Below are 6,592 nucleotides of genomic sequence, written 5' to 3'. Positions count from 1 at the left end.
TCATCCTGATCGGCCTGTTCCTGATCCAGTCGCGCGGCACGGCGGTCGTCGGCGCGCTGTTCGGGCCGATCATGCTGTTCTATTTCGTTGTGCTGGCGGCACTTGGCGGGTGGCATATCGTCGATCATCCGGCAGTGCTGTGGCATACATTGAACCCGCTCAACGCCGCCCATTTCTACACCGCCGACCCGATCCGCGCCTTTATCGCCATGGGGTCGGTCGTGCTGGCGGTAACCGGGGCGGAGGCACTTTATTCGGACATGGGCCATTTCGGCCGCAACCCGATCCGCGTGTCGTGGCTGTTCTTCGTCCTGCCGGCGCTGATCCTCAACTACATGGGGCAGGGGGCGATGCTGCTCGCGCTCCCGCCGGAGCAGGCGGTCGAAACGGTCAAGAACCCCTTCTTCTTCCTCGCTCCCGAAACCCTCCGACTACCGCTGGTGATCCTCGCCACCTTTGCCACGATCATCGCCAGCCAGGCGGTCATCTCCGGCGCTTTCTCGGTCACCCAGCAGGCGATCCAGCTCGGCTTCATCCCGCGCCTGCGCATCACCCACACCAGCGAGACCGCCGCCGGCCAGATTTACATCCCGGCGATCAACTGGGCGCTGATGGTGATGGTGCTGCTGCTGGTCCTCAACTTCCGCACCTCGTCGAATCTCGCCGCCGCCTATGGCATCGCCGTGACCGGTGCGATGTTCATCGACACGCTGCTGATCGCGGTCGTGCTGTTCACCCTGTGGAAGTGGAACCGCCTGCTCGCCGGGGCGATCGTCGCGCTATTCCTGATCGTCGACGTCACCTATTTCGCCGCCAATCTGCTCAAGGTGCCGGTTGGCGGCTGGTTCCCGCTGCTGGTCGGCTTCATCGCCTTCACCATGCTCACCACTTGGGCGCGCGGGCGCAAGTTGATGATCGTCCGGATGAACGAGGAAGCGATCCCGGTCGACGTGTTCATCAAATCCGCGACCAGCAGCGCGGTGCGGGTCCAGGGTACGGCGGTGTTCATGACCAGCGCATCGGTCGGCGTGCCGCATGCGCTGCTCCACAACCTCAAGCACAATAAGGTGCTGCACGAGCGCGTCCTGCTGCTCACCGTGCGGATCGAGGACGTGCCCTATGTCGATGCGGCCAAACGCCTGACGACCGAGGACCTGTCCAAGGGCTTCTATCGCATCATCCTGCGCTATGGCTTCATGGAAGATGTCGACGTGCCCGCTGCGCTGTCGATGCTGGAGGATTGCGGCCCGCGCTATCGGATGATCGACACGAGTTTCTTCCTCGCCCGCCAGACATTGATCTCGTCGGAGCGGCCCGGGATGGCGATCTGGCGCGAGAAACTGTTTGCGTGGATGCTGCGCAACGCGGAAAGCGCGATGGAATTCTTCAAGCTTCCCGCCAATCGCGTCGTGGAACTCGGCAGCCAGGTCGAGATTTAACGCTCATTCCGCTTGCGCAGCGTCCCAAGATCACCCCAGGGATTCCCGAATGACCGACCCGTCCGTCGCCGTCGGCGCGCCCCCGGCGACCGACCCGCCTGCCGAGACCCTTCACGGCGGCCACGGTCAGCCGCAAGGCTCGGTCGCGGCGCTGACCTTCGGCGCGATCGGGGTGGTGTTCGGAGACATCGGCACCAGCCCACTCTACGCAATGAAGGAAGTATTCGTCGGCCACCACCCGCTGGCGGTAGACAGGCTCCACATCTTCGGCACCGTGTGCCTGATGTTCTGGTCGCTGGTGGCGATCGTGACAATCAAATATGTCTGGCTGATCCTGCGCGCCGACAACAAGGGGGAGGGCGGCAGCCTTGCCCTGCTCGCCCTCATTCAGCGATCGACCGGCGGCAACCGCTGGGGCCGCAGCCTGGTCATGCTCGGCATCGCCGCCACGGCCTTGTTCTTCGGCGACGCGATGATCACGCCCGCAGTGTCTGTGCTGTCGGCGGTCGAGGGGCTGGAGACGGTCAACGCCAGCTTCACGCCGTTTGTCATCCCGGCTTCGATCGTCATCCTGATCGGCCTGTTCATGATCCAGTCGCGCGGGACGGACGCGGTCGGGCGGCTGTTCGGGCCAGTGATGATCTTCTACTTCCTCGTGATCGCCGCCCTCGGCGTGATCCAGATCGCGGCGAACCCTTCGGTCATCGCGGGTCTAAATCCCGTTTGGGCGTGGCGCTTCATCGCCAATGATCCGGGGCTCGCCTTCCTGGCGCTCGGCTCGGTCGTATTGTGCGTCACCGGGGCCGAAGCCCTCTACGCCGACATGGGCCATTTTGGCCGCCGCCCGATCACGCTCGCCTGGCTGTGGATCGTCTTTCCGGCGCTGATCCTCAACTATCTGGGGCAGGGTGCGCTGATGCTGGCCAACCCGGTGGCGTCCGAGAATCCCTTCTATTACATGGCCCCCGACAGCCTGCGCCTGCCGCTCGTGATCCTCGCCACTGCGGCGACGATCATCGCTAGCCAGGCGGTTATCACCGGCACCTTCTCGGTCGTCCAGCAAGCGATCCAGCTCGGCTTGATGCCGCGCTTGCGCATTGCCCACACCAGCGAGCGCGCGCTCGGCCAGATCTACGTCCCGTTCATGAACTGGACGCTGATGATATTGGTCATCCTGCTCGTGCTGGGCTTCCGCGAGAGCAGCAATCTCGCTGCCGCCTATGGCATCGCCGTCACCGGCACCATGTTCATCACCGCGCTCAACCTCGGCGTGCTGGCCTACAAGGTGTGGGAATGGCCGATGGCCCTGGTCGTCGTCGTGATCGGCCTGTTCATGTTCATCGACGGGATCTACTTCGCGTCGAACCTGACGAAATTCTTCGCCGGCGGCTGGTTTCCGCTGTTGATCGGCGCGATCGCCTTCACCCTGCTGACCACCTGGGCGAGGGGTCGCCAGCTGATGATCGAGCGGATGAACGCCGACTCGCTGCCGCTAAAGGTGTTCATCAAGTCCGCCGCCGCCAGCGCGATGCGCGTGCCCAACACCGCCGTGTTCATGACCAGCGCGCGCGACGGTGTTCCCCCGGCGCTGCTCCATAATCTCAAGCACAATATGGTGCTTCACGAGCGCAACATCCTCGTCACGGTGCAGATCAGCGACGTGCCCTTCGTTCCCGAGGAACGCCGCGTAACGAGCGAAGATTATGGCCAGGGCTTCTTCCGCACGACCCTTCATTACGGCTTCATGGAAGAGGTCGACGTCCCTGCCGCGCTGGCCAAGCTCGAGAGTTGCGGAACGTCGAACCTGATGCGGACGAGTTTCTTTCTCTCGCGCCAGACATTGCTCACCGCCGAACGGCCGGGAATGGCGATCTGGCGCGAGAAGCTGTTCGCTTGGATGCTGCGCAATGCCCAAAGCGCGATGGAATTCTTCAAGCTGCCGACCAATCGGGTGGTGGAGCTTGGCAGTCAGGTCGAGATTTAGGCTTCGTTCGCAACAGTTCGCCGGCTTCGGCAGTTAGGCCCGATATGGAATCTTTAGCCACTTGGGTCGCGCCAATCGCAACGACCATCGCCGCGCTGATGACGGCGTCCAACCTCGGCACGCGGACCACCGGTTGGGGGTTCGTCGTCTTTACCGTCGGCTCGCTGGCGTGGCTCACACTTGGAATCACGACCGGCCAGTCGAACCTGCTGTGGCAGAACATCATCCTGACCGCGCTCAACTTTTTCGGCATCTGGCGCTGGCTCGGTCGGCAGGCCAAGCTGGAGGAGGGGGCGGAGCGCGCCGCGACGGCCAGCGAAGCGCGCCCGGGCGAGACATTATTCCCCGTCTCCTTGCTCACCAGAGCTAAGCTGACGACCACCGACGGCACCGATCTTGGTGTTTGCGTTGATGCGATGGCCGCGTCAGAGCGGGGTTCGCTGGCCTACCTCGTCGTGTCCAGCGGCGGGGTAGGCGGTGTTGGCGAAACCGTCCGTCGCCTGCCGTGGCGCGACGCGAAGGTCGCCGGCAACTCTGTCACGACGGCACTCGACCGGCCTGCGTTCGAACGGCTCGAACAGGTCGCCAAGGACGACTGGCGGTGAACGCCCCGCTGATCGTCACCGCCGACTTCGCCCCCGCCGATTTCGCCTTCTTCGATGCCGAGCGCCGCGCGCATTTCCCGCCCGAGCGCAACATATTGTCGGCGCACCTCACCCTGTTCCACGCGCTCCCGCCGTCGGTCGAGGTCGAGCTTCGCCGCCGCCTGGCCGAGGCCGCCGACGCGCCGGCCCCACGCGCCACGCTTGCCGGTCTGCGGAGCCTCGGCGGCGGCGTGGCCTACACCATTGTCTCCGACGAACTCGACGACGTGCGAGGTGAACTGGCCGAGGCGTTCTCGGGTTGCCTGAGCGCGCAGGACGCTCAGGGCTGGCGCGCCCATGTCACGATCCAGAACAAGGTCGACCCGCGCATCGCCCGCGACCTGATGGCGGAAAAGGAGCGCAGCTTCCGTCCGCGACCGCTCGGCCTCGCCGGCCTCGCCCTCCACCGCTACCTGGGCGGCCCGTGGGAAACGGTTCAGCGCTGGCGCTTCCGCCGTACTAGCTGAGGTCGCCGATACTGTCGCAACTGATGTCGAACGCCGCCATTCCGGCCTCCAGCGTCGCCGCCAGCATCGGCATGTCCATCAACTCGTTGATCGCGCCATGGCCCTCTTCGCCGGCGGCCTCCAGCGCCTCGGCCCAATCGCTCGCTTCATAGGTCCCGGACCCGACCCAGCAGAACGCCAGCACCTCGGCCAGCTGGTCCTCGGCCAGATCGTCGAACTGGCTCCTCAATTCTGCCTCGACGCTGTCGTTGACCGCGTCGTCGAGCACCGACAGCGCTTCGCCATCTTCGCCGTCGATATTCTCCGGCGCCTCGCCGCCGTCATAGTCGGTCGCCGTCTGCGCTTCATATTCCCGCCCGCGCAGGACGATGCGGCATAGCGTTTCGATCGGGGTCGTCGGTTCCATTATGTCTCTCCACCTTGACTGCGCCAACGTCACGTATCCCTGCGTTGTTCCGTGAGAAATCGCGACATTGGGGCAGCGCCAAGGACGATCCGTTGACCACTAACCGCCGCCACCGTATAGGCTCGCCGCGCCGCGGTTCGCCGCAGGCCCCCTCGGGGCGGAGTAGCTCAGCTGGTTAGAGCAGCGGAATCATAATCCGCGTGTCGGGGGTTCAAGTCCCTCCTCCGCTACCATTTTAAATTGTTAAATTTCAAACGGATGGGACCGGGAAGGGGCCTCTTGCTGCCTCATCTCGTGTTGCATTCTGCTGCGCCTGATTATCCCCGCTTTCCGCCATTTCCGCTTTGCTCCCAGCTCCTCCGTGCAACACAGATGCAACATGGCGGTTACCGCAGAGCGTCGCATTATGGCCAACGCCTTGCTATTCGCAGATACTCGAACACGGGCGCATCAATTTGCAGCACCTTCCACTCGGGCAAGAAATCCGGATATATTGCGAGGGTGACGGCTCTCGTAAAAGCGAAGTTTCAAGGCGCACAGGCAGAAATGGAGACTTGGCCCTAAATCTCCCAGGCTTCGGATTTGAAATCGACGAGGGCGGTTTCTGGCTCTCTGGCTCTCCGCTTGGCCTGTCAACGGATGGCCGATGCTGTCGCGAACAGCTCGAGGCCTTCAGTCGGACGGCAAATCTCCTTGTCGCGCTGTCAAACCCGAGATTAAGTGCAGTGCGGGCCCAGAGTCGAGCCACACTCGAAGCATTGGCGAAGTTGCACCAACCCCGCGAGCAAACAGTGCGCCATGTGCATGTCAATGAAGGCGGGCAGGCCGTCATCGCCAATCAAGTTCATCATCATGCAGGGGGTATCGAAAATGGAGAATCAGTCGAACAATCCCATGCACCCGGAGCGCCTAACGCAATCGCCGCGTTGCCTGGCCCGGACCCGCTCCGGGACGGAGTGCCAGTCCCCAGCGGTTCACGGGCGGAAGCGGTGCCGCATGCACGGCGGGACTAATCCTGGTGCCCCCGCTGGCAACCGGAACGCTTGGAAGCACGGCTCGCGCTCGGCCGAGACGATCGCCTTGCTCAGCTTGTTGCGCGAGTTCTCGCCGGTCGCCGGTTGAAGATTGCCCAGGCGCCCTATTCTAAGCGACGAAAAGCGGTGTGTGCGGATATGACGGCAAAGATATTCGATCCCGACTTTGGAAAGGACGGTTTTGCTCGCCACCTGTTCCGGCTGCGCTTCCGGCACCTTAAGCTGAGCCAGCGCAAGTTCGCCGAGCGGTTCGCCCTGTCCTACTCTGTCGTTCGGGATGCCGAGCAGGGGGCAAGGCCAACGCCATCGCTGAGGTTGATCGTGGCGGCCATCGCCCGCGATCCGGCCTTTATGGCAGCGGCGGCCAAGAGTGCACGGGGTGCCTGCACCTGTGGCGATGGGGACTCTTACCTCTGTTGCGCAGGCACGCGCTGATACCAGCGCAAGGTAAATTTTTCCACCCCTACGCGCACGCGCGCGAGCATCACAGGACGAAGCTTCTAGGCTGCGTCCAGCAAAACCTGCGGGACTATAAAAAGGCCATGGCGTGGCGGAATTCGTGGCCCGGCTCATCAGGCAAGGGCGCCGCCCGGACCGGGCTAGTGCGGCGCCCTCGAC

The 6,592-nt window shown here is 63.6% G+C and carries 7 protein-coding genes and 1 tRNA gene; 7 read left to right on the top strand and 1 reads right to left on the bottom strand.

Annotated features, from left to right (window positions below; translation table 11 throughout):
• The 4 genes from RMN84_RS04810 to RMN84_RS04795 form a co-directional block, all read left to right on the top strand.
• On the top strand, positions 1 to 1,439 hold a 1,439-nt coding region (locus tag RMN84_RS04810), incomplete at its 5' end, for a KUP/HAK/KT family potassium transporter (protein WP_309611063.1).
• A gap of 49 nt (positions 1,440 to 1,488) precedes the next feature.
• Entirely contained in the window at positions 1,489 to 3,423 is a 1,935-nt protein-coding gene (locus tag RMN84_RS04805; protein WP_405051438.1) for a potassium transporter Kup, read from the top strand.
• A gap of 44 nt (positions 3,424 to 3,467) precedes the next feature.
• Positions 3,468 to 4,028, top strand: a complete 561-nt coding sequence (locus RMN84_RS04800) for a PRC-barrel domain containing protein (protein ID WP_309611062.1) — start codon at positions 3,468 to 3,470, stop codon at positions 4,026 to 4,028.
• Entirely contained in the window at positions 4,025 to 4,534 is a 510-nt protein-coding gene (locus tag RMN84_RS04795; RefSeq protein WP_309611061.1) for a 2'-5' RNA ligase family protein, read from the top strand. The genes RMN84_RS04800 and RMN84_RS04795 overlap by 4 nt, the downstream gene beginning before the upstream one ends.
• On the opposite strand, the gene RMN84_RS04790 is transcribed toward RMN84_RS04795, so the two are convergent.
• Entirely contained in the window at positions 4,527 to 4,940 is a 414-nt protein-coding gene (locus RMN84_RS04790; RefSeq protein ID WP_309611060.1) for a DUF3775 domain-containing protein, read from the bottom strand. The two genes, RMN84_RS04795 and RMN84_RS04790, sit on opposite strands and share 8 nt — an antisense overlap.
• 156 nt (positions 4,941 to 5,096) lie before the next feature.
• Between RMN84_RS04790 and RMN84_RS04785 the strand changes: the two genes are divergently transcribed.
• From RMN84_RS04785 to RMN84_RS04780, 3 genes are all read left to right on the top strand, one after another.
• Positions 5,097 to 5,173: transfer RNA gene (locus RMN84_RS04785), tRNA-Met, on the top strand.
• Between the two features lie 565 nt (positions 5,174 to 5,738).
• Positions 5,739 to 6,062 (top strand): HGGxSTG domain-containing protein, encoded by a 324-nt coding sequence (locus RMN84_RS12285; RefSeq protein ID WP_405051437.1) that lies wholly within the window; start codon positions 5,739 to 5,741, stop codon positions 6,060 to 6,062.
• Positions 5,984 to 6,409 carry a hypothetical protein gene (locus RMN84_RS04780; protein ID WP_309611059.1) on the top strand — a complete coding sequence of 142 codons (426 nt, stop codon included), beginning with the start codon at positions 5,984 to 5,986 and terminating at the stop codon, positions 6,407 to 6,409. The genes RMN84_RS12285 and RMN84_RS04780 overlap by 79 nt, the downstream gene beginning before the upstream one ends.
• Positions 6,410 to 6,592 lie beyond the last annotated feature (183 nt).

This window comes from Sphingomonas sp. (genome assembly GCF_031380695.1).
Taxonomy (GTDB): Bacteria; Pseudomonadota; Alphaproteobacteria; order Sphingomonadales; family Sphingomonadaceae; genus Sphingomicrobium.
Note: the sequence above shows the minus strand (reverse complement) of the source record. Positions and strands in the feature narration are given on the sequence as shown.